The sequence below is a fragment of the Streptantibioticus ferralitis genome (assembly GCF_029223525.1).
Taxonomy (GTDB): domain Bacteria; phylum Actinomycetota; class Actinomycetes; order Streptomycetales; family Streptomycetaceae; genus Streptantibioticus_A; species Streptantibioticus_A ferralitis.
In genome coordinates this window covers 71,085-97,331 of sequence record NZ_JARHTQ010000017.1, presented here as the reverse complement: position 1 = coordinate 97,331, position 26,247 = coordinate 71,085, and the positions used below count along the sequence as shown (strand labels likewise).

24 protein-coding genes and 1 pseudogene are annotated in these 26,247 nt (G+C 71.5%); 5 read left to right on the top strand and 20 right to left on the bottom strand.

Annotated features, from left to right (window positions below):
* Nucleotides 1-28: 28 nt before the first annotated feature.
* Nucleotides 29-2,416, bottom strand: a complete 2,388-nt coding sequence (gene treY / locus P2L57_RS24155; protein WP_275817983.1) for a malto-oligosyltrehalose synthase — start codon at nucleotides 2,414-2,416, stop codon at nucleotides 29-31.
* Between the two features lie 41 nt (nucleotides 2,417-2,457).
* Complete coding sequence (gene glgX / locus P2L57_RS24150) at nucleotides 2,458-4,602, bottom strand: glycogen debranching protein GlgX (protein ID WP_275817981.1); 2,145 nt, start codon at nucleotides 4,600-4,602, stop codon at nucleotides 2,458-2,460.
* Between the two features lie 260 nt (nucleotides 4,603-4,862).
* Between glgX and P2L57_RS24145 the strand changes: the two genes are divergently transcribed.
* Nucleotides 4,863-6,125: a DUF5919 domain-containing protein gene (locus P2L57_RS24145; protein WP_275818116.1), complete on the top strand. Its 1,263-nt coding sequence runs from the start codon at nucleotides 4,863-4,865 to the stop codon at nucleotides 6,123-6,125.
* Between the two features lie 83 nt (nucleotides 6,126-6,208).
* On the top strand, nucleotides 6,209-6,901 hold the full coding sequence (locus P2L57_RS24140) for a 3'-5' exonuclease (RefSeq protein ID WP_275817979.1): 693 nt from the start codon (nucleotides 6,209-6,211) through the stop codon (nucleotides 6,899-6,901).
* A gap of 43 nt (nucleotides 6,902-6,944) precedes the next feature.
* On the opposite strand, the gene P2L57_RS24135 is transcribed toward P2L57_RS24140, so the two are convergent.
* The 15 genes from P2L57_RS24135 to P2L57_RS24070 all read right to left on the bottom strand — a co-directional run bounded on the left by P2L57_RS24135 (nucleotide 6,945) and on the right by P2L57_RS24070 (nucleotide 19,186).
* The gene (locus P2L57_RS24135; protein ID WP_275817977.1) at nucleotides 6,945-7,811 is read right to left on the bottom strand and encodes a phosphotransferase; all 867 of its coding nucleotides are present in this window, start codon (nucleotides 7,809-7,811) and stop codon (nucleotides 6,945-6,947) included.
* A 458-nt stretch (nucleotides 7,812-8,269) separates the two neighbouring features.
* Complete coding sequence (locus P2L57_RS24130) at nucleotides 8,270-9,019, bottom strand: sirohydrochlorin chelatase (protein ID WP_275817975.1); 750 nt, start codon at nucleotides 9,017-9,019, stop codon at nucleotides 8,270-8,272.
* Nucleotides 9,019-9,897, bottom strand: coding sequence for an ABC transporter permease (locus P2L57_RS24125; protein ID WP_275817973.1), 879 nt, complete (start codon nucleotides 9,895-9,897; stop codon nucleotides 9,019-9,021). Before P2L57_RS24125 ends, P2L57_RS24130 begins: the two co-directional genes overlap by 1 nt.
* Nucleotides 9,884-10,678, bottom strand: coding sequence for an ABC transporter ATP-binding protein (locus P2L57_RS24120; RefSeq protein ID WP_275817971.1), 795 nt, complete (start codon nucleotides 10,676-10,678; stop codon nucleotides 9,884-9,886). Before P2L57_RS24120 ends, P2L57_RS24125 begins: the two co-directional genes overlap by 14 nt.
* A gap of 32 nt (nucleotides 10,679-10,710) precedes the next feature.
* Nucleotides 10,711-11,754 (bottom strand): aliphatic sulfonate ABC transporter substrate-binding protein, encoded by a 1,044-nt coding sequence (locus tag P2L57_RS24115; protein ID WP_275818114.1) that lies wholly within the window; start codon nucleotides 11,752-11,754, stop codon nucleotides 10,711-10,713.
* A 276-nt stretch (nucleotides 11,755-12,030) separates the two neighbouring features.
* A complete protein-coding gene (locus P2L57_RS24110; RefSeq protein WP_275817969.1) occupies nucleotides 12,031-13,365 on the bottom strand; it encodes a sulfate adenylyltransferase subunit 1 in 1,335 nt (444 codons plus the stop codon).
* Entirely contained in the window at nucleotides 13,366-14,301 is a 936-nt protein-coding gene (gene cysD, locus P2L57_RS24105; protein ID WP_275817967.1) for a sulfate adenylyltransferase subunit CysD, read from the bottom strand.
* Nucleotides 14,298-14,420 (bottom strand): hypothetical protein, encoded by a 123-nt coding sequence (locus P2L57_RS24100; protein WP_275817965.1) that lies wholly within the window; start codon nucleotides 14,418-14,420, stop codon nucleotides 14,298-14,300. Before P2L57_RS24100 ends, cysD begins: the two co-directional genes overlap by 4 nt.
* Complete coding sequence (gene cysC / locus P2L57_RS24095; RefSeq protein WP_372515887.1) at nucleotides 14,417-14,995, bottom strand: adenylyl-sulfate kinase; 579 nt, start codon at nucleotides 14,993-14,995, stop codon at nucleotides 14,417-14,419. The genes P2L57_RS24100 and cysC overlap by 4 nt, the downstream gene beginning before the upstream one ends.
* The gene (locus tag P2L57_RS24090) at nucleotides 14,977-15,684 is read right to left on the bottom strand and encodes a phosphoadenylyl-sulfate reductase (protein ID WP_275817961.1); all 708 of its coding nucleotides are present in this window, start codon (nucleotides 15,682-15,684) and stop codon (nucleotides 14,977-14,979) included. The genes cysC and P2L57_RS24090 overlap by 19 nt, the downstream gene beginning before the upstream one ends.
* Nucleotides 15,681-15,863, bottom strand: coding sequence for a hypothetical protein (locus tag P2L57_RS24085; RefSeq protein ID WP_275817959.1), 183 nt, complete (start codon nucleotides 15,861-15,863; stop codon nucleotides 15,681-15,683). Before P2L57_RS24085 ends, P2L57_RS24090 begins: the two co-directional genes overlap by 4 nt.
* On the bottom strand, nucleotides 15,860-17,557 hold the full coding sequence (locus P2L57_RS24080) for a nitrite/sulfite reductase (RefSeq protein ID WP_275818111.1): 1,698 nt from the start codon (nucleotides 17,555-17,557) through the stop codon (nucleotides 15,860-15,862). The genes P2L57_RS24085 and P2L57_RS24080 overlap by 4 nt, the downstream gene beginning before the upstream one ends.
* 135 nt (nucleotides 17,558-17,692) lie before the next feature.
* A complete protein-coding gene (locus tag P2L57_RS40845) occupies nucleotides 17,693-17,776 on the bottom strand; it encodes a putative leader peptide (RefSeq protein ID WP_342673503.1) in 84 nt (27 codons plus the stop codon).
* Nucleotides 17,777-17,868: 92 nt separating this feature from the next.
* Entirely contained in the window at nucleotides 17,869-18,441 is a 573-nt protein-coding gene (locus P2L57_RS24075) for a GNAT family N-acetyltransferase (RefSeq protein WP_275817957.1), read from the bottom strand.
* A 49-nt stretch (nucleotides 18,442-18,490) separates the two neighbouring features.
* Nucleotides 18,491-19,186 carry a class F sortase gene (locus tag P2L57_RS24070; RefSeq protein WP_275817955.1) on the bottom strand — a complete coding sequence of 232 codons (696 nt, stop codon included), beginning with the start codon at nucleotides 19,184-19,186 and terminating at the stop codon, nucleotides 18,491-18,493.
* Nucleotides 19,187-19,508: 322 nt separating this feature from the next.
* On the opposite strand from P2L57_RS24070, the gene P2L57_RS24065 reads away from it, so the two are divergent.
* Complete coding sequence (locus P2L57_RS24065; protein ID WP_275817953.1) at nucleotides 19,509-20,111, top strand: hypothetical protein; 603 nt, start codon at nucleotides 19,509-19,511, stop codon at nucleotides 20,109-20,111.
* 196 nt (nucleotides 20,112-20,307) lie between these two features.
* Entirely contained in the window at nucleotides 20,308-21,759 is a 1,452-nt protein-coding gene (locus P2L57_RS24060; RefSeq protein WP_275817951.1) for an amino acid permease, read from the top strand.
* Here the strand turns inward: P2L57_RS24060 and P2L57_RS24055 are convergent.
* A complete protein-coding gene (locus P2L57_RS24055) occupies nucleotides 21,752-22,621 on the bottom strand; it encodes an Fpg/Nei family DNA glycosylase (RefSeq protein ID WP_275817949.1) in 870 nt (289 codons plus the stop codon). The two genes, P2L57_RS24060 and P2L57_RS24055, sit on opposite strands and share 8 nt — an antisense overlap.
* A 262-nt stretch (nucleotides 22,622-22,883) precedes the next feature.
* On the opposite strand from P2L57_RS24055, the pseudogene P2L57_RS24050 reads away from it, so the two are divergent.
* Nucleotides 22,884-23,027 (top strand): annotated as a pseudogene (locus tag P2L57_RS24050) (IS481 family transposase); the annotation flags it as partial.
* Here P2L57_RS24050 and P2L57_RS24045 read toward each other — a convergent pair.
* Nucleotides 23,024-24,298: a GAF domain-containing protein gene (locus P2L57_RS24045; protein ID WP_344184256.1), complete on the bottom strand. Its 1,275-nt coding sequence runs from the start codon at nucleotides 24,296-24,298 to the stop codon at nucleotides 23,024-23,026. The pseudogene P2L57_RS24050 and the gene P2L57_RS24045 sit on opposite strands and share 4 nt — an antisense overlap.
* A gap of 296 nt (nucleotides 24,299-24,594) precedes the next feature.
* The gene (locus P2L57_RS24040) at nucleotides 24,595-26,229 is read right to left on the bottom strand and encodes an acyl-CoA dehydrogenase family protein (protein WP_275817944.1); all 1,635 of its coding nucleotides are present in this window, start codon (nucleotides 26,227-26,229) and stop codon (nucleotides 24,595-24,597) included.
* Nucleotides 26,230-26,247: the final 18 nt, after the last annotated feature.

The window sequence follows — 26,247 nt, the reverse complement described above, 5'->3', positions numbered from 1 at the left end:
TGCCTGACAGTACGTGACGTCCGGCAGGTCAGACGAGCCGCAGCAGGGCCACCGGGCAGTCCGTGAGCAACTCGGCCAACCCGGCCGCGCCGCTGAGCTCCCGACCGGTCGGTACCGCGCGCCAGGTGCCCGGCGGCAGTGGAAGCCGGGTGTCCCGCCAGCCGCCCGCCTCCTGCAGACGGCGGCTGAGCCGGGTGACCACCGTGGTCACCCGGCCCGCCCGGCAGAACGCCACGCAGTGCCCGGCCGCCGGGCCCTCGGCGGGCAGCGGCTGGTACGCCCCCAACCCACCGAAGACCTGTGGCTGTTCGCGGCGAAGTCGCAGCGCCGCCGCCGTCAGCAGCCGCTTCTCGCCGTCCACGCCGCGGGGCGCGCCACCGGCGTCCAGTTCGGCGAGCAGGTCCGGCAGGAAGCGCGCCGGAGCCCGGTTGTCCGGGTCGACCAGCGCGGTGTACTCGCCCTCCGTGCCCTGGTAGAGATCGGGCACGCCGGGCATCGTGAGATGGATCAGCGCCGCGCCCAGGCTGTTGGCGCGCGCGTGGCCGTCGATACCGCGGTTGAACCGGGCCAGGGCATGCCGCGGCGGCCCGCACGGCCCGGCCCGCAAGAAGGCCTCCACCGCCTGCTCGTACCGCTCGTCGCGCTCCGTCCACCTCGTCCGCAGCCCTGCCTCGCGCACCGCCTTGAGCATCGCCGGAACCAGCCTGTCCGGGGGCGTCGAGCCGAGGCCCAGGGCGCTCTGCCAGGCGGCGTACGCCATGTGCCGATCGGGCGGCGGGTCCGTGCGCGCACTGACCTCGGCCAGCAGGTCCGCCCATCGCTCGGGGAGTTCGGACAGCACGGCGAGACGCGCGCGGACGTCCGCGCTGCGCTTGGTGTCGTGGGTGGACAGTACGGTCCCGGTGTCCGGCCAGTCGCGCAGCAGCCGCGCGCAGAAGGCGTGGAAGGCGTCGGGGGCGGTGCCGGGCTGCCCGGGGTCACCGCCGACCTCGTTCAGCGACAGCAGCGGTACGTAGCGGTAGAAGGCGGTGTCCTCCACGGACTTGGCGTGCAGCGCGGAGGCGACCTGTGCGAAGCGGGCCGCGAAGTCGTCGTGGTCACCGCCGCGTCCGAGCCGCCCGAGGGCCAAGTCCCGTACGACGTCGACCGCATGGGACTCCTCGGGCACGCTGAAGGCGCGCCGAGCCCGTTCGGCCGCGTCCTGCAGCAGCCGGGCCGACTCCTGCCGCCCGGGGTAGGGGCGGTAGACGGGGAGCCGGACGAGCAGTTCACGCAGTGCGGTGCGCAGCGCCCACGGCGCGTGGTCGGCCAGGGCGGCGCGGGACCGGCAGACCCGGTCGGCGGTTCGGCCGAGGCGCTCGATCTCGGCGGCCAGTTCGTCCGTCACGACCCGGTATCCGGCCCGGCGCGCCGTCGCCCGCCAGGCGCCCCCGCGGTCCGGCTCGGGGGCCGCGAAGTCCCGGTAGACGGCCTCCAGTTGCCCGACGCCCGCCGGGTCGACGAACAGGCCGTCGATCCGGCGCAGCGCGTCGTACCCGGTGGTGCCCGCACAGGCCCAGTCGTCCGGCAGCCGTTCGTCACCGCACAGGATCTTCTCCACCACGATCCAGCGTCCGCCGGAGGCCTTGCGCAGCCGCTCCAAGTACCCGGCGGGGTCGGCGAGTCCATCGGGATGGTCGACGCGCAGGCCGTCGGCGACACCGTCGTGCAGCAGCCGCAGCAGGGTACCGTGGGTGGCCTCGAAGACCTCGGAGTGCTCCACCCGCACTCCGATGAGCTGCGAAACGGTGAAGAAGCGCCGGTAGTTGAGATCGGTGCGGGCCAGCCGCCACCACGCGAGCCGGTAGTGCTGCGCCTCCAGCAGCTCGGGCAGCGGCAGCCGCTCGGTGCCGGGGCGCAGTGGGAAGACGTGGTCGTGGTAGCGCAGCTCGCCGTCCTCGACGCTGACGCTCAGCGCGGACAGTTCGTCGCCGAGCCGTCCGCCGAGCACCGGCAGCAGCACCTTGCCCTGGCCCGCCTGCCAGTCGATGTCGAACCAGCGGGCGTACCGGCTGTCGGGACCGTCCCGCAGCACCTCCCAGAGCGGCCGGTTCAGCCGCTCCGGTACCGGCACCGCCATGTGGTTGGGCACCGCGTCCAGGATCAGCCCCAGACCGTGCGCCCGGGCGGTACGGGCCAGCGACCGCAGTCCGTCCTCGCCGCCGAGCTCCTCGCGTACCCGGGTGTGGTCGATGACGTCGTAGCCGTGGGTGGAGCCGGGGACCGCCTCCAGGACCGGGGAGAGGTGCAGATGCGACACCCCGAGGCGGGCCAGGTACGGCACCGCCTCCTCGGCGGCCCGGAAGGGGAACTCCGGCTGCAGTTGCAGGCGGTAGGTCGCGGTGGGCGGTGCGGCGCCCGGCAGGTCGTCGCTCATCAGCTGCCTTCCCGTCGTCGGACTCGCCGTCGCGTCCCTGTCTACGCCGGACGCATCAGTACCACCAGACTGCGGTCCATCAGCCGCAGCCGGTCGCCCGCGCGGACCTTGCGGCCACTGCCCGGCAGCACACCGTCCGGGATCGCGGTGTCCACGACGACCTGCCACTCCGTGCCGTGATTGATCGGAACGACGAATTCCATGGCTGCCTGGTGGGCGTTGAACATCAGTAGGAACGAAGCGTCGGTGATCTTCTCGCCGCGCGGCCCCGGTTCGGAGATCGCCTGCCCGTTCAGGAAGACCACCAGCGACCGCGCATGGGCCGCCTGCCAGTCCCGTTGCGTCATCTCCTCGCCCTCAGGGGTGAACCAGGCGATGTCGGAGAGGTCGTCATGGGTGCCCTCGACCGGGCGGCCGTGGAAGAAGCGGCGGCGGCGGAAGACCGGGTGGTCGCGGCGGAGCCACACCATGCTGCGGGTGAACTCCAGCATACGCAGCGCCTCGATGTCCGCCGTGCCGCCGCTGCCGCTCTCCGCCCCCTTCGGCCAGGGCACCCAGGTCACCTCGGAGTCCTGGCAGTAGGCGTTGTTGTTGCCGCCCTGGGTGCGGCCGAACTCGTCGCCGTGCGAGATCATCGGCACGCCCTGCGACAGCATCAGCGTCGCGATGAAGTTGCGCAGTTGGCGGCCGCGCAGCGCGAGGATGCCCTCGTCCTCGGTCGCGCCCTCGACGCCGCAGTTCGACGAGCGGTTGTAGTTCTCGCCGTCCCGATTGCCCTCGCCGTTGGCCTCGTTGTGCTTCTCGTTGTAGCTGACCAGGTCGCGCAGGGTGAAGCCGTCATGGCAGGTGACGAAGTTGATGGAGGCGAGGGGGCGGCGGCCGTCGTCCTGGTACAGGTCGGAGGAGCCGGTCAGCCGGGAGCCGAACTCCGCCAGCCGGGCGGGCTCACCCCGCCACAGGTCCCGCACGGTGTCGCGGTACGCGCCGTTCCACTCGGTCCACAGCGGCGGGAAGTTGCCCACCTGGTAGCCGCCTTCGCCGAGGTCCCAGGGTTCGGCGATCAGTTTTACCTGGCTGACCACCGGGTCCTGCTGGACGAGGTCGAAGAACGACGACAGCCGGTCCACCTCGTGGAACTGCCGGGCGAGGGTGGACGCCAGGTCGAAGCGGAATCCGTCGACATGCATCTCGGTCACCCAGTAGCGCAGCGAGTCCATGATCATCTGCAGGGTGTGCGGGCTGCGCATCAGCAGTGAGTTGCCGGTGCCCGTGGTGTCGGTGTAGTACCTCGGGTCGGGGCCGAGCCGGTAGTACGAGGCGTTGTCCAGGCCGCGCAGCGACAGCGTCGGGCCGAGGTGGTTGCCCTCCGCCGTGTGGTTGTAGACGACGTCGAGGATCACCTCGATCCCGGCGGCGTGCAGGGCGCGGACGGCCGTCTTGAACTCCAGGACCTGCTGGCCGCGGTCGCCCATCGAGGCGTAGGCGTTGTGCGGGGCGAAGAAGCCGATGGTGTTGTAGCCCCAGTAGTTGGTGAGCCCGGTGTCCACCAGCCGGTTGTCGGTGACGAACTGGTGGACCGGCATCAGCTCCAGCGCGGTGACGCCCAGCTCCACCAGGTGTTCGATCACCTCGGGGTGCGCCAGCGCCGCGTAGGTGCCGCGGATCTCCTCCGGCAGCCCGGGGTGCAGCATCGTCAGACCCTTGACGTGGGCCTCGTAGAGCACCGTGCGGTGGTAGTCGATGCGCGGCGGCCGGTCGTCGGCCCAGTCGAAGAAGGGGTTGATGACCACCGACGTCATCGTGTGCGGCGCGGAGTCCAGGTCGTTGCGCGCGTCCGGCCGGTCGAAGCGATAGCCGTAGACCGCCTCATGCCAGTCGATGCTGCCACTCATCGCCCTGGCGTACGGGTCCAGCAGCAACTTGGCGGAGTTGCACCGATGGCCGCGCGCCGGGTCGTACGGGCCGTGCACCCGGAAGCCGTACCGCTGGCCGGGCATCACCCCGGGGATGTAGGCGTGGCGGACGAAGGCGTCGCTCTCGCGCAGTTCGACGGCCGTCTCCGAGCCGTCGTCGTGCAGCAGGCACAGTTCGATGCGGTCGGCCACCTCGGAGAAGACCGCGAAGTTGGTGCCGGCGCCGTCGTAGGTGGCGCCAAGGGGGTATGTCTGTCCCGGCCAGACCTGCATGTCGTCGACTCTTCCACTCAAGTTGGCGGGCACCGATAGGGCACCATACCCACTGCATCCTCGCCTACCGGACCGCTCGGATGTCCGTTTTCGCAAGATCTTCCCCTGAACGGGTGCCCGAACGGAGCCGTACCGAACGCCTGGTGGCTGGATGACGAAGCCGTGAATGTCGTGAAGTCGCGTCCGTAACGCTGCGACCTGTCCCGCGCCCGCAGTACCCTTCCTTGATCGTGGACGGGGGCGGGAAAGGCGGTGTGGTGGTGGCGTCGGGAGGTCTGGTGCTGCCAGGCGGCGGTGACCAGGAGAACCAGGGCGGCACCACTGACGGGACGACCGGTGCGGTCTCCCTGGCACAGGCGGGCGTGAAACTGGACATCGGACCAGAACTGGACTGGGGCGCCGAAGCCTGGGCCGAGGTGCGCACGCGCGCCCGGCGCGCTGGGCGGGCCTATGTATGGCTCAATCTCGTCGAACAGCGGCTGCGTGCTGTCGTCGGCGCGGTGCTGCGACCGATCTACGAGCCGGTGCACGGCGAGGAGTGGGTGGTCGCCGCCGCGGGACCGGCCGGACACGAGTGGGTGCAGCGGGCGGCGGCGGTACGGGAGGTGAGCCGCCGCAAGGGCTATCTGCTCGACCCGGCCGACGACAACGTCCTGAGCTTCCTGACCCTCCCACAGCTGCGCGAGCTCATCATCCAGCACTGGCCGTGCTTCGAGCCGTACCTGGACGAGCGGCGGGAACTGGAGCTGGTGCTCGACGAGTTGGAGGTGGCCCGGCACGTCGTCAACCGCAACCGGGCGCTGTCCGAGACGGTCCTTGCGCAGGCCGAGCGCGCCGCCGCCCGGCTGATCGACATGCTCGGCGGTGACGCCCAGGCGAGCTCCGGCAGACGGCTGCCGGTCGACGCGGTCGAGGAGATCGTCGGCGACCGCTTCGCCGACGTGGTGGGCGTCTACCCGGACCGGGTGCGGCTGCTGCGCAAGCTGCCCGCCGAGGACCTGTTCAGCGGTGCGCGGCGGCTGGACGCGATCGGCATCGGCCTGAACATGCTGGTGCAGAACTACTCGGGCCGCCGCCTGGTCCGGCTCGCCGAGACCGGCTGCCGGGTGCGGCTGCTGTTCCTCAACCCGGCCAGCAGCGCGGTCCGCCGCCGGGAGCGCGAACTCGGCCTGGGGCGTGGTGAGATCAGCCGCTCCGTGGAGATGAACATCATGCACATGCGCCGGGTCCGCGCCCGGCTGCGGGACCCGGACGCCTTCGAGATCCGTGTCTTCGACGAGACCCCGCGCTTCACCGCGTACCTGGTGGACGGCGACGGGGCGGACGGCGTCGCCATCGTCCAGTCCTATCTGCGCCGGGCCCGCGGTATGGAGTCCCCCGTGCTGGTCCTGCGCGGCGGCAGCCGGAAGGTGGTGCAGGACGACGGCGGCACCGTGCTCGAACGGCACGGTGAGCATGGGCTGTTCGAGATCTACCGAGAGGAGTTCGAGGGCTTTTGGGGGGATTCGCGCCCAGTGTCGTAGCGCCTCCTGATCCCTGGACTGTCAGTGGTGCGCGAGATGATGGCCAGGCACCGATGGAAGACGTTGGGGGAGGGGTGCTCGGCATGGCGTGGCACGGGGAACCGCTGGTGGGGTTCGACCTGGAGACGACGGGCACGGACCCGGCGACGGCGCGGATCGTCACGGCCGCCGTCACCGAGGCCAAGGCGGGTGAGCCGGTGGCGCACCGGGCCTGGTTGGTCGATCCCGGTGTGCCGATACCGCCGGACGCGGCCCGGATCCACGGCATCACCACCGAACGGGCCCGCGCCGCCGGGCGCCCGGCGCGGGAGGCGGTCGCCGAGATAGCCGAGGCACTGGCCGGGTACTGGGCGGACGGGGTTCCGGTGGTCGCCTACAACGCGTCGTACGACCTCAGCGTGCTGGCCGCCGAGTTGGCCCGGTACGGCCTGCCGCCGCTCGGCGCGGACCTGGGACCGGTGCTCGACCCGCTCACCGTGGACCGCGCCGTCGACCCCTACCGCAAGGGCTCCCGCACGCTGCAGGCCGCCTGCCAGGAGTACGGCGTGGTGCTCGACGGCGCACACGAGGCGGGCGCGGACGCGCTGGCCGCGGTCCGGGTCGCCTGTGCGCTCGCCGAGCGGCACCCGCGGATAGCCGCCGCCGAGCCCTGGGAACTGCACCGCCGCCAGGTGGTCTGGTACGGCGAGTGGGCCGACGGCTATCAGCGGTGGCTGCGGCGGCGCGATCAGGACGCGTTCGTCGACGGCCGCTGGCCGGTGCGGGTCGGGCCGTAAGGGCGCCCGGCCGTAACGGCGCCCGGCCAGAACGGATACCCGGCTAGAACGGATACCAGCGCACCGTCTCATCACCCTCGCGCAACGAGGCCACCCGGCGGCGGAATTCGGCGAGGGCGGCGGGGTTGCCGGGAGCGTGCTGCGCCACCCAGGCACAGCTCGCGGTCTCCCGGGCGCCACGCAGCACCGCGCAGCCGTCCCACTCGCGAACATCCCAGCCGTACACCGCGGCGAAGGCGTCGTACTCCGCGGGGTCGAGTCCGTAGCGGTCCCGGCTGAGTGCCATCACCACCAGGTCATGCTCGCGCAGATCGCCGGAGAAGGTCTCCAGGTCCATCAGCACCGGGCCGTCCGGGCCGACCAGGACGTTGCGCGGCAGCGCGTCCCCGTGGATCGGGCCGGGCGCCAGGTGCGGCCGCAACGCGGCGGCCTCGGCGGCGAACGCGTCCCGCCGGTGGCGCAGGAACGCCGCGTCCGCCGGGTCGACGGCGTCGCCCGCCAGCCGCAGCCAGCGCTCCACGCCGCTGAGCAACTCGCGCTTGGGCAGCGAGAAGTCCGGCCGCGGCAGTGCGTGCACCAGCCGCAGCAGCGCGGCGAGATCGGCGGCCGTGGCCGGGCGGACGGCAGCGGGCAGCCGATGCCAGTAGGTGACCGGATGGCCGTCCACCAACTCCGCCCGCGGGCGTGCGGCGCGTACCGCCGGGACGTCCTGCCGGGCGAGCCATCCGGCGGTGTGCACCTCGCGCTCGGCGCGCTCCAGCAGTCCGGAGTCCCGGCCGACCTTGATCACCAGGTCGTCGACGGCGAACACCGCGTTCTCGCCGAGCGCCAGCAGTTCGGCGTCCGCCGCCGCGTCCGGCCGTCCCGCCGCCGCCAGCACCGCCCGGGCCCGCTCCTGCGTGAACGCCACGATGTTCCCCTCCCGGGCCCCGCCGCCGACATGATCGCGTCCAGTCTCGCATCCGCGACAGGGCCGCCGGATCGCCCCGGCGGCCCTGCGTCTCTCCGTACCCCCGTAACGGAGTTCGTCCCAGACGGTACGGGCACCGGACGGGCGCTCCCATCCGGCTGACTGGTGATCCGCCGGTGGGCCTCCTCCTACCCGGGCACTGTGCCGAGCTCCCTCGGGAAGGGAGGGGCCGCTCCTACTCCAGGAGGATGCGCCGCCATCTGGAACCACAGGGATGCCGGGGTGAGCCCCGCAGCCTTCCTCCCCCGACCCCGACGACCGAGCGCAACGGCACGCTGCGCAGTGCGGCGACGCAGGGGCAGGTGCGGCGACGCAGGGGCAGGCGCGGGGACGCAGGGGCAGGCGCGGCGACGCAGGGGCAGGCGCGGCGACGCAGGGGCAGGCTGGGAGAAGGGCCCCTAGGCGACCCGCCCCGCGGAGGAAAGTCCCCGGCGGTCAGCAGCCGCGTACCGCAGCAGCACCAGCCGCGCCACCTCGGGCGCGTCCCCCAGCACGGGCGCCAGCACGTCCGCCTCCGCTGCCCCCTGGGCGATCCGATCCGGAAGGAACCCGGGAGCGATCACATAGGGCACCACGGCGACCCGCCGCGCGCCCTCCGCCCGCAGCCCCCGCACCGCGTCCGATGTGCGAGGAAGAGATGCGGAGGCGAACGCGGGCCGCACGGCACACCAACCGGTGCGCCGCCACTCCCGCGCGATTTCTGCGATCACCGCGTTCGCCTCCGGGTCTGTGGAGCCGGCCGAGGCCAGCACGATCCCCGTCGCCCCCCGGTCCTCCAGGTCGACTCCCGCTTCGCACAGCCGCCGCTCCATCGCGGTCGTCAGCAGCGGTGACGGACCCAGCACCCCGGCCTGGCGGATGGTCAGGCCGCCGTGCGGCGCGGAGGCCTCCCGCAGCACCGCGGGGATGTCCGACTTGGCGTGGAACGCCCGGGTCAGCAGCAGCGGCAGTGCGACGACCTCCCGTACGCCCTCGGCCGCCAACCGGTCGATGACCTGGGGGACGCTCGGCGCGCAGTGGTCCAGGAAGCCGGCCTCCACGCGTACGCCCGGGCGCAGCGACCGTACCCGCGCGCACAGCGCGCGCACGGTGGCGGCATGCCGCGGATCACGGCTGCCGTGGGCGATGACGAGGAGGACCGGAGCCATCAGCGCGCTCCCGCCAGCAGACCGCGGCTGCGCAGCACCCGGCGCTCAACCGGCCTGAAGACAAGCAGCTCGATGCCGATGCCGACGGTCAGGATGAGCAGGATCGCGGCGAGTACGCCGGGCATGTCGGCGTTGGTGCGGGCGTTCTCCAGCAGTTGGCCGAGTCCGGTGCCGAGATCGGGCGAGGTCGCGATGATCTCCGCGGCCATCAGCGACCGCCAGGAGAACGCCCAGCCCTGCTTCAGTCCGGCGAGGTAGCCGGGCAGTGCGGCGGGCAGCAGCACATGCCGCACACCGTGCAGACCGGTCGCGCCGATGGTGCGGCCGGCCCGCAGGAACAGCGGCGGGACCTGGTCGATGCCGGAGACCAGCCCGTTGGCGATGGAGGGGACCGCGCCGAGCAGCACGACCGCGTAGATGGTGGAGTCGTTCAGCCCGAACCAGATGATCGCGGCCGGTACCCACGCCACCGACGGCATGGACTGCAACCCGGACAGGATCGGTCCGATAGCGGCCCGGACCGGTGCGACCCGGGCGACCAGCAGACCGAGCGGCGTGCCGATCACCACCGAGGCGAGGAAGCCCAGCGCGCCGCGGGAGACGGACGTCCAGATGTAGCCCAGCAGCGTGCCCTGCAGCCACATGGTGTGCACCGAGCCCCATACGTCGGCGGGGCTGGGCAGTTGGTAGTGCGGTTTGAGCTGGAAGTGGTAGGCGAGTTGCCACAGGACCAGCACCAGTGCGATCGCGGCGATCGGGGGCAGTGCCTTCTCGCGCAGGATCTGGCCGACCGGCGCCTTGGCGGTGGTGGGGGCCTCCAGGGCGTCCAGCCCCGCTTCGAGCCCTGCGAGGTCCGGCTTGGCTTCAGTGCTGGCCATGGCGGCGGATCTCCCCCCGTAGCTGTTCGGTGATCTCCACGGACAGATCGGCCACCGCGGAGTCCTCGATGCGACGCGGCTGCGGTATGTCGACCGTCCACTCGCGCGCTATCCGGCCGGGCCGGGAGGAGAGCAGGATGACGCGCTGGCCGAGCCGTACCGCCTCGCGCACGTTGTGCGTGACGAACAGCACGGAGACGTTGGTCTCGGCCCAGATCCGGGTCAGCTCCTCGTGCAGCACGTCGCGGGTGATGGCGTCGAGTGCCGCGAACGGTTCATCCATCAGCAGGAGTTGGCTGTCCTGGGCGAGCGCGCGGGCCATCGCCACGCGCTGCCGCATACCGCCGGACAGTTCGTGCACCCGCTTGCCGTACGCGCCCTTCAGCCGGACCAGCTCCAGCAGCCGCTCCGCGTGCTCGCGCCGCTCGGTGCGGGGCACCCCGCGCAGCCGCAGGGCGAGTTCGACGTTGCGGCCCGCGGTGAGCCAGGGGAACAGGGCGTGCTCCTGGAACATCAAGGCGGGCCGCCCGCCCGGGGTTTCGATGCCCCCGGCGGAGGGCCGGTCAAGACCGGCGACCAGGTTGAGCAGCGTCGACTTGCCGCAGCCGGAGGCCCCGAGCAGGCAGACGAACTCTCCCGGTGCGACATCGAGGGTGATGCCGTCCAGCACCTGCTGCTGGGCGCCGGGTCGGCCGAACGACTTCGAGACGTGGTCGAGACGGGCGGCGTACGGGACGCCGGCGTCCTGCTGGACGGGCTGCTCGGTGACCGGAGTGGCCATGGGTGTCACCTCCTGGCTCTGGGGGGAAGCGGCTACAGGCCCGCGTCGGAGACCGGCGGCCTGCCGGCCGCCTTGAGGACCTTGTTCAGCAGCGTGAGGTCGTAGATGCCCTTCAGATCCGGCGACTTGAGCAGTCCGGCCTGTACGGCGTGGTCGGCTTCCGCCCGCAGGGTGGAGGCCAGCGGGTCGTCGGTGACCTGGACGTTCTTGAACGCCGGGTCAAGGACGCCGGTGGGCAGCGGCTTGCCGGACAGCCTCTGCAACTGGGCGTTGACCGCCTGCTCGGCCTGGCCGGGGTTGGCCTTGATCCAGGCGTTGCTGTTCACCGAGCCGCGCAGCACCGCCTCGACCACATCCGGGTGCTCCTTGAGGAACTTCTGCGACACGACGACGTTGGTGATCACGAACTGGCCGCCTCGCCACAGCGTCTTCTCGTCCAGCAGTGTCCTGGCACCCTTGGCGACCAGCTGCGAGGCCGTCGGCTCGGGCACCCACGCGCCGTCGATCTGGCCCTGCTGGAAGGCGATCGGGGTGGTCTTGTTGTCGATGCGCTCGACGGTGACATCGCCCTTGCCGGTCTGCGAGTCCTCCTTGAACCCCTTGGCGGCGAGGTAGTCGAGCAGCGCCACGTCCTGGGTGTTGCCCAACTGCGGGGTGGCGATCTTCTTGCCCCTGAGATCGTCCAGGCTCTTGATCTTGTCCGGGTTGACCACCAGGGCGACGCCACCGGACGCCGAACCCGCGATGATCTTCAGGTTCTGGCTGTGCGACTTCACATAGCCGTTGATCGCCGGGGAGGGGCCGATCCAGCCGATGTCGATCGCCCCGGCGTTCAACGCCTCGATCTCCGAAGGACCGGCGTTGAAGGCCTGCGTCTTGAGCTGCGTCCCGCCCAACTCCTTCTGGAACAGCCCCTTCTGCAGGCCGACCAGGGCGGTGGCGTGGGTGATGTTGGCGAAGTAGCCGATCGTGACGGAGCCGGCGGAGAGCTTCTTGCCGCCCGCGCTGGGCGCTGCGGGCGCCGCGCCGTTGGCAGGCTGGGAGCCGTAGCCACAGGCGGCCAGGCCCAGCAGCATCAGGGGAAGCGCGGCGGCCGTGATCAGGTTTCTGGGCGCGCGGTGCGGGCGATCGGCTGTCACGGGAGGGATTCCTCTCGTAGGCCCGGGGGTACGCGTCAGGGCGCGCCCGGGTCGATGGGGACGTGGCGTGGTGCGGGGGGAGGGCGGTTTGCGGTACAGCGGTGTGCGCGGGTCACCGTGCACACCGCGACACTCCGCCCTGGCCGCTGCCGAGCGTGCCGCTGCCGACGCGGCCGCCCTCCTTCGCGAAGCCGGAGAAGGTCTCGGTGGTCATCAGAAGTCCCAACCATCGTCGTCCACCGCGCAGTCGCCCCCGTTGCCGGCGGCGAACGCCTCGCCCACCATCCCGGCGGTCAGCGTGGTTCCGTCGGCCGGATCGATCAGCAGGAACGAGCCGGTCAGCCGGGAGTCCGCATAGGCGTCCAGCGGCAGCGGCTGCGCGGTACGCAGCACCACGGCGCCGATGTCGTTGGCGGCCAGTTCACCGGGGGCGGCCTCGTGCGCCAGGCCCTCGGTGAGGTTGATCCGGTACGGCAGCTCCTTGACGATGGCCTTGACGGTACGGGTGCCGTGCTTGAGCAGCACCCGGTCGCCGACCCGCAGCGGACGCTCGTGCAGATGGCAGGCGGTGGCCCTGACGTCCTGGGTGGGCGCGGGGGCGGTCCTCGACGGCGCGATGAGGTCACCGCGGGAGACGTCGAGGTCGTCGGCGAGCAGCACGGTCACCGACTGCGGCGCCCAGGCCACGTCCACCGGTTCGCCGAGCGCGTCGATAGCGGCGATGGTGCTGGTGGCGCCGGACGGCAGCACCGTCACCGGGTCGCCGACCCGCAGCACACCGGAGGCGATCTGGCCCGCGTAGCCGCGGTAGTCGTGGTGCTCGGCCGTCTGCGGCCGGATCACGTACTGCACCGGAAAGCGGGCCGGTGCGTCGGTCGGGTCGGAGCCGACCGGGACCGTCTCCAGGTGCTCCAGGATCGTCGGGCCGCCGTACCAGTCCATGCGGGCGGAGGGCGTCACGACGTTGTCGCCGTTGAGCGCGGAGATCGGGATCGCGGTGACCTCGGGCACCCCCAGCGATGCCGCGTATGCGGTGAACTCCTCGGCGATCGCGGCGAAGACCGGCTCGGCGTACTCGGCCAGGTCCATCTTGTTCACCGCCAGCACCACATGCGGCACCCGCAGCAGCGCGGCGACGGCGGCATGGCGGCGGGTCTGCTCGACCACGCCGTTGCGCGCGTCGACCAGCACGACCGTCAACTCCGCGGTGGAGGCACCGGTCACCATGTTGCGGGTGTACTGCACATGCCCGGGGGTGTCGGCCAGGATGAACCGCCGCCTGGGGGTGGCGAAGTAGCGGTAGGCGACATCGATGGTGATGCCCTGCTCCCGCTCCGCCCGCAGCCCGTCGGTCAACAGGGCGAGGTCCGGGGCCTGTTGGCCGCGCCGGCGCGAGGCGTGCTCAACGGCCTCCAACTGGTCGGCCAGCACCGACTTGGAGTCGTGCAGCAACCGGCCGACCAGCGTCGACTTGCCGTCGTCCACGGATCCGGCGGTGGCGAAGCGCAGCAGCGAGGTGGCCGCCAGGCGCTCGGTAGTGGTGCTCATCTAGAAGTATCCCTCGCGCTTGCGGTCTTCCATCGCGGCCTCGGACAGCTTGTCGTCGGCGCGGGTCGCGCCGCGCTCGGTCAACCGCGAGGCGGCGATCTCCGCGATGACCTGCTCGATCGTGACCGCGTCCGAATCGACCGCACCGGTGCACGACATGTCGCCCACCGTGCGGTAGCGGATCAGCCGCCGCTCGACGGCCTCCCCCGGCTTCGGACCGCCCCACTCGCCCGCGGTCAGCCACATTCCGTCCCGGGAGAACACCTCGCGCTGGTGCGCGTAGTAGATCTCCGGCAGCTCGATGCCCTCGCGGGCGATGTACTGCCACACGTCCAACTCGGTCCAGTTGGACAACGGGAACACCCGCACATGCTCACCCGGCGCATGGCGGCCGTTGTACAGCTGCCACAACTCCGGGCGCTGCCGCCGCGGATCCCAGGCGCCGAACTCGTCCCGGAGACTGAACACCCGCTCCTTGGCCCGCGCCTTCTCCTCGTCCCGGCGGCCACCGCCGAACACCGCGTCGTAGCGGCCCTCGCCGATCGCGTCCAGCAGCGGAACGGTCTGCAACGGGTTGCGGGTGCCGTCGGGGCGCTCGCGCAGCCGCCCGTCGTCGATGTAGTCCTGCACGCTGGCCACATGCAGCCGCAAGCCGTGCGCGGCCACCGTACGGTCGCGGTAGTCCAGTACCTCGGGGAAGTTGTGCCCGGTGTCCACATGCAGCAGCCCGAACGGCACCGCCGCCGGAGCGAACGCCTTCAGCGCCAGATGCAGCATGACGATCGAGTCCTTGCCACCGGAGAAAAGGATCACCGGCCGCTCGAACTCCCCCGCCACCTCACGGAAGATGTGCACCGCCTCGGACTCCAAAGCGTCCAAGTGGCTCAGGGCGTACGGGCTGTCGGTGCCCTCCGCCGCCTGCGTGGCCGTCGTCACGCCGCGCCCCTTTCGTTCGCCCCGCCGCGCCAGCGGCTGATGTCACCGTCGCCCGCCCGGCGCACGGGTGCGGCCATCGTCGCCGCCTGCGGCCGAGCGGCCGCGTGCGCGTCGCTCACAGCAGTCCCCTCTCGGTCAGCGCGGCATGCAGTGTTGCCGCGGATTCGGTGACGCTCTGCCGGTGCGCCTCGATCCGCAGGTCCGGCGCCTCCGGCGGCTCGTACGGGTCGTCCACCCCGGTCAGACCGGAGATCTCCCCGGCTGCCTGCTTCGCGTACAGGCCTTTCACATCGCGTACCGAGCACACCTCCACCGGCGTCGCCACGTGCACCTCGACGTAGGGGGTGCCGTTGCGCTCATGGCGCTTGCGCACCGCTTCCCGGCTGTCCGCGTACGGCGCGATCACCGGGACCAGCGCCTTGACGCCGTTCGATGCCAGCAACTCGGCCACGAAGCCGATGCGTTGCACATTGGTGTGCCGGTCCTCACGGGTGAACCCGAGCCCGGCGGACAGGAACTCACGGATCTCGTCGCCGTCCAGCACCTCCACCCGGTGGCCGCCGTCGCGCAGCGTACGCGCCAGCGTGCGGGCGATGGTGGTCTTGCCCGCGCTGGGCAGGCCGGTGAGCCAGATCGTGGCGCCCTGGTCCGTCACCGTCGTCTCCTCATGGTCCGTCATCCGTGCAGCCCGCATTCCGTCTTCGCCCGCCCCGCCCAGCGGCCCGCTCGGGCGTCCTCGCCCACCAGGACGCGCCGGGTGCAGGGCGCGCAGCCGACGGAGGCGTAGCCGTCCGACAGCAGCGGATTGGCGAGCACACCGTGCTCGGCGATGTACGTGTCGACGTCGCCCTGCGTCCAGCGGGCGATGGGGGAGACCTTGACCTTTCGGCGCTTGGCGTCCCAGCCGACGACCGGTGTGCCGGCCCGGGTCGGCGACTCGTCGCGGCGCAGGCCGGTGGCCCAGGCGTGATAGACCCGCAGCCCTTCTTCAAGTGGCTGGACCTTGCGCAGCGCGCAGCACAGATCCGGGTCGCGGTCGTGCAGCTTCTCGCCGTACTCCGCGTCCTGTTCCGCGACCGTCTGGCGCGGGGTGAGGGTGATGACGTTGACGTCCATCACCGCGGCCACCGCGTCACGGGTCCCGATGGTCTCCGGGAAGTGGTAGCCGGTGTCGAGGAAGACCACGTCCACGCCGGGGGAGACCCGGGAGGCCAGATGGGCCACCACCGCGTCCTCCATCGAGGACGTGACGCACCAGCGCGGTCCGAAGGTGTCCGCCGTCCACCGCAGGATGTCCAGCGCGTCGGCGTCCTCCAGCTCGCGGCCCGCCCGCTCGGCCAACTCCTGGAGCTCCGCATCGCCCGGTATGTGATCGGCTGTCATGTTCTGCCGCTCCCTTGGTCGTTGTCCCGCCGTAGGCCCTTGGCCAGCAGTCCGATGAACGACAGCCGGAACGCCCGGTTGCACGCACCGCATTCCCATGCGCCATGGCCCTCCTCGGAGGGCCGCAGGTCCTCGTCGCCGCAGTACGGGCAGTAGAACGGCGTGGCACGCCCACTCACGACAGTGCCTCCTCGCTCGCCCGCGCCGCCCAGGTGGCGAAGCGCTCGCCGTCCGCGCGCTCGGCCTGGAAGCGGCGGAGCACCCGCTCGACGTAGTCGGGCAGTTCCTCGGCGGTGACCTTCAGGCCGCGGACCTTGCGGCCGAAGCCGGGCTCCAGGCCCAGCGCGCCGCCCAGGTGCACCTGGAAGCCCTCGACCTGCCGGCCCTCGTCGTCCAGCACCAACTGGCCCTTGAGCCCGATGTCCGCGGTCTGGATGCGGGCGCAGGCGTTGGGGCAGCCGTTGACGTTGATGGTGATGGGCTCGGTGAAGTCCGGTATCCGGCGCTCCAGTTCGTCGATGAGCGAGGAGGCGCGCGCCTTGGTCTCGACGATGGCGAGCTTGCAGAACTCGATGCCGGTGCAGGCCATGGTGCCGCGCCGGAACGGCGACGGGGTGACCTGGAAGTCGAGGGCCTCCAGACTGGCGACGAGCGAGTCGACCTGGTCCCGCTCCACATCGAGGATGATCATCTTCTGCTCGACGGTGGTGCGCAGCCGGTCCGAGCCGTGGGCGGCGGCCAGTTCCGCGATCTTCGTCAGGGTGGTGCCGTCCACCCGGCCGACGCGCGGTGCGAAGCCGACGTAGCAGCGGCCGTCCTGCTGCTGGTGGACGCCGATGTGGTCACGCCAGCGGTTGCTGGGCTGATCTGGGGCCGGACCGTCGAGCAGCTTGCGCCCGAGGTACTCGTCCTCCAGTACCTGGCGGAACTTCTCCGGTCCCCAGTCGGCCATCAGGAACTTCAGCCGGGCGCGGGTGCGCAGCCGCCGGTAGCCATAGTCGCGGAAGATGCCGACGACACCCGCCCACACATCGGCCACCTCGTCGAGCGGCACCCAGGTCCCGAGGCGCTCCGCCAGCCGCGGGTTGGTGGACAGCCCGCCGCCGACCCACAGGTCGAAGCCGGGGCCGTGCTCGGGGTGCACGACACCGACGAACGCGATGTCGTTGATCTCGTGGACCACGTCCTGGACCGGGGAGCCCGAGACGGCGGTCTTGAACTTGCGCGGCAGGTTGGAGAACTCCTTGCTGCCGATGTACCGCCGGTGGATCTCGTCGACCGCGGGCGTTCCGTCGATGATCTCGTCGGCGGCGATGCCCGCCACCGGGGAGCCGATGATCACCCGCGGGCAGTCGCCGCACGCCTCGGTGGTCGACAGTCCGACGGCCTCCAGCTTCTGCCAGATCGCCGGTACGTCCTCGATCCTGACCCAGTGCAGCTGGATGTTCTGGCGGTCGGTGATGTCGGCGGTGCCCCGGGCGTACTGCTCGGACACCTCGCCGATGGCGCGCAGCTGGGCGACGGTCAGCCGTCCGCCGTCGATGCGCACCCGCATCATGAAGTACTTGTCGTCCAGCTCCTCCGGCTCCAGGATCGCGGTCTTGCCGCCGTCGATGCCGGGCTTGCGCTGGGTGTACAGCCCCCACCAGCGCATCCGTCCGCGCAGGTCGGCCGGGTCGATGGAGTCGAAGCCCCGGTGGGCGTAGATCGTCTCAATGCGTGTCCGCACATTGAGACCGTCATCGTCCTTCTTGAACTGCTCGTTGGCGTTGAGTGGCGTGAAGTGGCCGACGGCCCACTGCCCCTCGCCGCGGTGGCGGCCGGCCTTGCGGCGGGACGGTGCGGCTTGTGCGGGATTGGGTGTGCTGGCCATGGCGATGCGGTCCTTCAAGCAGGTGATGGTGCGTGATGCGGACCCGCGGGGCCGCCCTGGCCTGCGATTACCGTGGCAGTGGGCACCCGGGTGTCCGCGACGGCGTCAAAGCGTGGACGGGTCGGCGCTGGACGGTCAGCTCGCCGGACAGATGGCGCTGGACATGCGGCCAAGGTCGACGTGCAGTCGACCTACCAAGGCGATTCCAGCGCGAGACATGACGGAAGCGTGGCATGCCGCTCTCGCGGGAGTCCACCATTATCCAGAATGTGGACGCGCTTTTCCCGAATGTCGAGACGGTGTGTCCCGGGTCACCGCGCCGCGCCAGGCCAGGGACCCTCGACCAGCTGCTTGTCCTCCTCGCCGGTCACCGTCGCGAAGGTCCGGAAGCCGCGCCGCTCATAATTGGCCAACGCGTGCGGCCCGTCCAGGCTGCAGGTGTGCACCCACACCCGCTTCGTCGGCGGCCGGTGCGGCCAACGCTCCGCCAGGTCCCAGGCGCGGGCCGTCCCGTACGACAGCAGCAGTCCCCCGATCCGGCGGCCGCGGAACTCGGGCAGCAGACCGAAGTAGGCGATCTCCACCTGGCCCTCGTCCTGCCCCTCCAACTCGATGTACCCCGCGGGTGTGCCGCGCTCGTACGCCACCCAGGTCTCCACACCCGGCTGCTCCAGATACGCCTGCCACCGCGCGTGGTTCCAGCCCAGCCGGTCGGTCCAGGAGACGTCCGCGCCGACGGCCGTGTACAGGAACCGGTTGAACGCCGGACTCGGCAGCTCGGCCCGGACGACCCGGATCCCGGCGGGCGGCTCGGGCCCGTCAGCGGGGCGCAGATCGGCGGCGGAGGTCTGCTCCATGGACCAGGTGGTCACGGTGATGGTCATGCGGCACACCCAACCATGGGCGCGGTCGGCCGCGGCGCAGGCGGGGGTCTCAGCGCTCGGCGCTCAGCCGTGCGAAGACCACGACGTTCCCGGCGTATCCGTTCCGCCTGCTGAAGGCGCCGCCGCAGGTGATCACCCGCACTTCGGGGCGCCCGGTGTCGCCGTAGACCCGCTGGGCGGGGAAGGCGTTCTTGGCGAACAGCTCGATGCCGTAGATGGTGAAGACCGCCGTCCTGCCGTCGACCCGCGCCACCTCGATGTGGTCGCCCTTGTGCAGGGCGCCGAGGTTGTAGAAGACCGCGGGGCCCGCCTTGTTGTCGACGTGTCCGTCCATGACCGCCGTCCCGCGCTGCCCGGGGGCGGGGCCCTGGCGGTACCAGGCGGCGAGGTTCTTGTCGGCTGGTGGCGGCGCGCCGACGCCGCCGTCCTTGTCCAGGCCGACCCTCATCACCGGAGCGTCGACCCTGATGGCCGGGATCCTGATCCGGGAAGGCGCGGCGAACGGCAGTGGTGCCGGGCTGCGGGCGGTGGACGGTGAGGGGTCGGCGGGTGAGTCGACGGTGGTGGGGCGCGGGGGGCCCTCGGTCCGGGTGCCGTCGTGGATCAGGTATCCACCCAGCAGCGCGGTCAGGACTATCGCGACGGGGGCCAGCAGGCCGCCGCGCCGTCCGGGGCGGCGGTCGGCATCAGCGCCCGCGTCCGGCTGATGCCGTATCGGCTCCGGTATCCGGGGTATCTCCGCCATGCCTCCTCCTGAAGCCTCGCTGTGCGGAACGCTAGTCGCGGTCCTTCAGACGGGCGATATCTGACGGGCGAATGGGTGGTGGCGCCGCGATGGTGCGCACGCCCGATGGGGCCACCGCCGTCCGAGTGAACATCACAAACAATCTTCGATCCCGCGTGACCTGCGGTATTACCGGCCCCAACTCCCTTCACGGCAAGGATTCACGCTCGGCGCAGCCATGCCCCCGGATGCGGGGGCATAAGGGCCGGGTGAGTCTCGACGTGGACGTGTTCCAGCCGATCCCGGGGCGCCTCGCCCCAGGCGCGTCCAACGGAGGATCACCATGTTCGTCACTCGTGCCCTCGCAGCCACCGTCGTCGCCGGCGCCGCCCTCGGCCTGTCCGCCCCCCTCGCGGCGGCGGCTGCGGACCCGTCCGCCCCGAACAACATCATCGTCACCCCCAAGGACGTGAAGGCCGGTGGGACGCTGACCATCACGGTGGACGGCAGCTCGTGCCGTGGCAGCGGCAAGTCCAACGACGCCATCGTCGAGTCCAGTGTCTTCTCGCGTACCGCGCTCAAGGGGATCGTCAACCAGGGCTCCTCGGTCGCCACGGTGAAGATCTTCTCCACGGCCAAGAACGGCGCCTACAAGATCACCGCCACCTGCGGCGGTAAGTCCGTCACCGGCGGGGACTTCACCGTCGGCGACATCTACGGCAAGTCCACGGTCACCAAGTCCGGCAAGACCTCCGGCTCGACGTCGAGCTCGACGTCCGGTTCGACCACTGCCAGTACGCCGACCAAGGGCGCCAAGACCGGCGTCGGCGGCAGCCACGGCGGGATCAACACCGTCCAGGCCGCCCTCGGTGCCACGCTGCTGGCCGCCGCGGTCACCGGCGGCGGTGTCTACCTGCTGCGTCGCCGCGCGGGCTCGAAGTACTGACGCTCCGCGCCCAGCACGGTCCGCCCCCGCAACCGGTAGCCGCGCGGGGGCGGACATCCATCTCCGTCCGCCCATTGGACCCGACGGGGCATCAGGCGGAGCGCCGTCTTCCACGGCGGTGGGGCGTCGGCCACGATGGGCCGCCGTCAGCTGTCGGCGGATCGGCGGATCGGCGGATCGGCGGAGAGGACACACCATGGCCGCACTCCGGGCCGGACAGGGCGTGCTGCGCCGTAAGCCGGTCGCAACGATCGAGGAGATCGAGGACAGCGAGGCCGCGGCGACCGGAGGACGGCTCACCCGCACCCTCGGGCTGTGGCAGCTCACCGCCATCGGCATCGGCGGCATCATCGGCGCCGGGATCTTCACCCTGGCCGGGACCGTCGCCAACGGCATCGCGGGGCCCGCGGTCGTGGTGTCGTTCCTGATCGCGGGCGTCGCCAGCGCGGCGGCGGCGTTGAGCTACGCCGAGTTCGCCGGGCTCATCCCCAGAGCCGGATCCGCCTACACGTACGGGTACGCGGTGCTCGGGGAACTCGTGGGCTGGTTCATCGGCTGGGACCTGCTGCTGGAGTACACCGCTATCGTCGCTGTGGTGGCCATCGGCATCTCCGGGTACTTCGACTTCCTGCTGAGCCAGGCCGGGATCAAACTGCCGGCGTGGATGCTCGGCGCCCCGGGCACCGGTTCCGGTCACCGGGTCGACGTGTTCGCCGCCGTGCTGTGTCTGCTGATCGCCTATCTGCTCACCCGCGGCATCAGGAGCGCCGCCCGCTTCGAGACCACGGTGGTCGGCATCAAGGTCGCGGTGGTGCTGCTGGTCATCGCGGTCGGCTTCTTCCACATCAACACCGCCAACTACCACCCGTTCTTCCCCTACGGAGTGGCCGGCAGCTTCACCGGCGCCGCCACCGTCTTCTTCGCCGTCTTCGGCTACGACGCGATGAGCACGGCGGCCGAGGAGTCCAAGGACGCCCAGCGCCACATGCCCAGGGCGATCGTCTACTCGCTCGCCGTCTCGATGGTGCTGTACGTACTGGCGTGTCTGGTGCTGACCGGTATGCAGCGCTACACGGACATCAACAAGACCAGCGGCTTCTCCACGGCGTTCAAGTCGGTGGGACTGAACGGCATCGCGAACGTGGTCGCGGTGGGCGCGATCATCGGCATCCTCACGGTGATGTTCACGTTCATGCTCGGGGTGACCCGCGTCTGGTACTCGATGAGCCGGGACGGGCTGCTGCCGAGATGGTTCGCGCACACGCATCCCAGGCGGCACGTCCCGATCCGGGTGACCTGGATCGTCGGCGTGGCCTCCGCGGCCATCGCCGGATTCGTGCCGATCGGCACGGCGGCCGAGCTGACCAACATCGGCATCCTGCTGGCGTTCGTCGTGGTCTGCGTCGCCGTGGTGGTGCTGCGCTACCGGCAGCCCGACCTGCCACGCGCCTTCCGCTGCCCCGGCATGCCGGTGGTGCCCGCGCTCGGCGCGGTCTTCTCGGTCTGGCTGATCACGTTCCTGCACTGGCAGACATGGGCGCGGTTCGCCGTGTGGTTCGTGGTCGGGCTCATCGTCTACTTCGGATACTCCTACCGCCGGTCGGAGCTGGCCCGGGTGTCCACCGGCCAGTCGCCGGACGCTACTTGAGCAACCGGGACAGCCGCCGGTCCGCGAGCGGTCGGCCGCCGGTCTGGCAGGTGGGGCAGTACTGCAGCGACGAGTCGTGGTACGACACCTCCCGTACCGTGTCGCCGCAGACCGGGCACGGCTGACCGGTGCGTCCGTGGACCCGCAGGCCGCTCTTCTTCTCGGCCTTCAACTCGCCCGCGACCAGCCCCCGCGATCGTCGAACGGCATCGCGCAGCGTCTCGCGGAGCGCCTCGTACAGCGCGCTGACCTCGCCCTCGTCCAGCGACGCGGCGATCTTGAACGGGGACATCCGGGCGGCGTGCAGCACCTCGTCCGAGTACGCGTTGCCGATCCCGGCGATCACCGACTGATCCCGCAGCACGCCCTTGATCTGGCGGCGCTCGCCCGCCAGCAGCCCCGCGAAGACGTCCAGGGTGAACGCCTGGTCCAGCGGGTCGGGGCCCAGCCGGGCGATTCCCGGCACTTCGGCCGGATCACGTACGCAGTACACGGCGAGCCGCTTGTGCGTACCTGCCTCGGTCAGATCGAAACCCGCCCCCCGCGGCTCGGCGAGGCGCAGCCGCAGCGCCAGCGGCCCCTTGCCGGGACGCGGCGGCTCGTCCGGCAGCTTGTCCTTCCACCGCAACCAGCCCGCCCGGGCCAGATGGACGACCAGGTGCGTGCCGTCGTCGGCCACGATGTCCAGGAACTTCCCATGCCGTCCGACGCCGGTGACAGTGCGGCCCTCAAGGCCGGTCAGCGGCGGATCGTAGGTCTTCAGCACCTGGACGGACACCGGGTACACCCGGGCGACCTCGCGCCCGGTCAGCCGCTCGGCCAGGAACCCGCTGAGAGCTTCGACCTCCGGTAGCTCCGGCATGCGACCAGTGTGCCACCCGCCGGGCGGCTTGCCGCCGCCCCGCGGATCCGCCCCCGGGACGCCCGGTCCGGCCAGGTTCCGCCGCGAGCGGGCTCGGCCGGTTCGGTGGATCTTCGTCGGGTTGCCGGCGGTTGGGCACCGGCGGTCCACACCATCGTGGTCGCGCCCCGCCGCGGCGGACACTTCCTTCTGCCGGATCTCGGCTGTCCGGGTGTCATGGATCGCGGCGGCCGCGCTACCGCCGATCCGCGGCGAGCAACTGCTGCGGCCCTGCACCAGCAACACCGAGCGCAACGCGGCCCTCGAAGACTTCCCGCACGCGTACAACCACCATCGCTGCCACACCGCACGCGCAGGCCAGCCACCGATCAGCCGGGTGAACAACCCCGCGGGACAACACAGCTAGGCCAAAGGGCCGCCGTCAGGGCGTACCGCGCCGCGCGCCGCCCGTACCACCGGGGCCGAGGAGAACGGCAGCAGATCCACCGGGTCGTCGGGCCGCAGCAGTCCGACCGCCACCTCGTCGGCGAAGCGGTAGGGGCGATGGGCCAGTACCCCCGCCAAGTTCCGCCGCAGCCGGGACAGTTCGGCGCGCACCGTCACCTCACGGGTGGCGTCGCCGAACAGATCGGCCGCCAGCTGCGCGGCGCTGCGCCCGCACCGATGGACGGCGAGGGCGAACAGCAGCTCGGCGTGGCGGGGACTGAGCCGCTGCGACCAACTACCGGACGGGCCGCTGACGGTGACCGTCCAGGACCGGGCGCAGGTCAGGTCCAAGGTGACCCGGCTCGGGGCGGCGGTCTCCCGCTTCGGCGCCGGGCCGACCCGCACCAACCAGCCGCCGGGCAGCGGCTCCAGCACACACTGCCCGAGCGACGGCAGCCATGTCTCGCCAGCCATGGGGGAGTCGGGCAGCGCCACCCGGTCCATCGGCGGCAGCCCGGTGATCGCCGCCGTCCAGCCGTCGCGGTCCACGGCGACCGCCTGGCCGTCCAGCCGGGCCAGCACCGGCGCGGCGGCTGACCGCAGCCGCTCGACCGACTCCCAGTGCCGTAGCCGCAGTTCACCCTCGGCGACCCGGGCGACGGCGCTGACCAGCGCGAGGGTGGCGGGGTGCGTGGTGGCGGCGGGACAGGTCACGTCCACCGCACCGAGCAGTCGGCCGTCGCGCGGATCGTGCAGCGGCGCGGCGGCACAGGTCAACTGGTGCAGGGCGCGCACATAGTGCTCGGTGGAGTGCACCTGTACCGGGCGCCGGGTCACCAGGGCGGTGCCGATCCCGTTGGTGCCCGCCACCTCCTCCGCCCAGGCGGCGCCCTCGACCAGTTCGAGGCGGTCCGCGCTGCGCCGCACCGCCGGGCTTCCGGCCCGCCACAGCACCCGGCCGTCGGCGTCGGTGACGACGACGAGATGGCAGCCGGTCTCGGTGACGGATCGCAGCGACTCATGCAGGGTCGGCAGCACCTCGCCGAGCGGGGAGGTCCTGCGGCGGTGCTCGATCTCGTCGAGCGGCAGGAAGCCGAGGTGGTTGCCCCGCTCGGGGTCGACTCCGGTGCGGAGCATCCGGTGCCATGAGTCGCCGATCAACGGTCTTGGTTCGCCGCTCGGTTGACGGCCTGCCAGTGCCGCGTCACGCGCCTGAGTGAGTACCACCGGGTCTGCTGGCTGCTGGTTCACGTGCGGTCTCTCCGAGCTGTCGTCCCCCGTGCCCTTCCGCGTTGTCCCTTATGGTGCCGTCCCGGTGGCGGCCCGCGCCGGGTATGCGCGAAAGAAGTGCAACGTTCTGCAACGGTTGCCGCCGCATGCAGGCCTACCGGAAAGTGGCGCGGGGTCGGACCAGCAGCCCCTTCCCCCCCTGGGGCCGCCGGTCGAAGGCCGGGGTGGTGCCGAGTCGGCGCGGCACCACCCACGCCTGTCCACGCTTCGGCCTTCCGGCCGAGGGGACTTCCCGGCGGGGCCCCGGAAGGTGACAGCTACGTCACCGGGCGGGCCCGGTCCACCACTGACGCCAGGTCGAGGGTGTGCGGCAGGGTGCCGAACGCCGAGCCCCAGTCGCCGCCCAGGCGGGAGGCGCAGAACGCGTCGGAGACCTGCGGCGGAGCGAAGCGCACCAGCAACGACCCCTGCAGTACCAGTGCCATCCGCTCCACCACACGGCGGGCGCGCGCCTCGATGCCCTCCAGGTCGGCCAGTTCGGTCAGCAGGTCCTTGATCGCGGCGTCCAGCCGGTGGTCCGCGCCGCGGGACAGGCCGAGCTCGCCGAGGAAGGCGCCCAGCACGTTCGGCTCGCGCTGCAGCGCGCGCAGCACATCGAGCGCCTGGACGTTGCCCGAGCCCTCCCAGATGGAGTTGAGCGGCGACTCGCGGAACAGCCGGGGCATGCCCGAGTCCTCCACGTAGCCGTTGCCGCCCAGGCACTCCAGCGCCTCGCCCGCGACCGCGGGGCAGCGTTTGGTCACCCAGTACTTGGCCACCGGAACGGCGACCCGCCGCAGGTTCCGCTCGTGCTCGCTGTCGCTGTCGTAGCTGGCGGCCAGCCGCAGCGCGGTGGTGGTCGCCGCCTCGGACTCCAGGGCGAGGTCGGCCAGTACGTTGCGCATCAGCGGCTTGTCGATCAGCAGCCCGCCGAACGCCTCGCGGTACGCCGTGTGGTGGATGGCCTGGGCCACCGCCTGCCGCATGATCGCCGCCGAGCCGGAGACGCAGTCCAGCCGGGTCGCCGCCACCATCTCGATGATCGTCGCGACCCCGCGGCCCTCCTCGCCGACCCGGCGCGCCCAGGTTCCGGAGAACTCCACCTCGGAGGAGGCGTTGGAGCGGTTGCCGAGCTTGTCCTTCAGCCGTTGGATGGCGAACGTGTTGCGGGTCCCGTCGGGCAGTACGCGTGGCAGCAGGAAGCAGGTCAGGCCTCCGGGCGCCTGGGCGAGGACCAGGAAGGCGTCGGACATCGGCGCCGAGCAGAACCATTTGTGCCCGGTGAGCAGATACGTTCCCTCTTCGGCCAGCGGTTCGGCCCGGGTGGTGTTGGCCCGTACGTCGGAACCGCCCTGCTTCTCGGTCATGCCCATCCCGCACAGTGCGCCGGGCTTCTCGGCCGGCGGCAGCAGCTGCGGCTCGTAGACCCGGGAGGCCAGCAGCGGCTCCCACTCCGCGGCCAGTGACGGCTCGTGCCGCAGCGTGGGCACCGCCGCGTGCGTCATCGACAGCGGGCAGCCGTGCCCCGCCTCGACCTGCGTCCAGGTGATGAAACCGGCGGCTCGCCGCAGATGGCCGTCCGGACGGGACCAGGCGTCCGTCAGGCCCGCGGAGACGGCATGGCCGAGCAGCCGGTGCCAGCTGGGATGGAAGTCGACCTCGTCGACACGGTTGCCGTACCGGTCATGGGTGCGCAGCACGGGAGAGTAGGCGTTGGCCTGCTCACCCCAGCGCTGGGCCTGCGCCGAACCCGCAGCGCGGCCGAGCTCGCTCAGCTCCGCCGAGATCTCGTCCAGTCGCTCCGGCGCGGCGTGCCGGGCGACGCCCTCGGTGAGGGCCGGGTCGGAGGCGTAGACATCGTAGGCGACCAGCGGCGGAGCCTGGTTGGTCACCGTGTGTGTAGGGGCAGCCATGGCAGCTACGGTAGGCAG